At 55.6% G+C, this 257-nt stretch carries 1 protein-coding gene; it reads right to left on the bottom strand.

Annotated elements, in window-relative coordinates:
* Positions 1–227, bottom strand: a 227-nt coding sequence (locus tag SB771_RS35620; RefSeq protein ID WP_410722121.1) for a porin, incomplete at its 3' end; no start/stop codon positions are given.
* Between the last annotated feature and the right edge of the window lie 30 nt (positions 228–257).

The following is a 257-nucleotide window of genomic DNA, read 5'->3' as shown; positions in this document are numbered from 1 at the left end:
AGCACAAAGAGGACGGAGATGCCGCCGCCCAGATCCTCGAGACCTCGGAAGCCCAAACGACTCGCTTGAATGCCGCCACTCGTCAGGTTGTAAAGCGTATGGCCGCCTGTATTCGACGTCCAGTTCACTCCTTCGTCGACGATCCCGTATAGCGTCACGGTACCCTGGGCATGTGCTTGGCCTATGGCCAGCGAAAGCGCAAACGACGCCGGTGCTTTGAGTTTCATGTCTTTAGTCTCCGAACAAGTTTTTATCGA

Source organism: Burkholderia sp. SIMBA_051 (genome assembly GCF_046534915.1).
Lineage (GTDB): Bacteria > Pseudomonadota > Gammaproteobacteria > Burkholderiales > Burkholderiaceae > Burkholderia > Burkholderia ambifaria.
The sequence above is the reverse complement of the archived record's forward strand: the minus strand, read 5'-3'. Positions and strand labels throughout refer to the sequence as shown.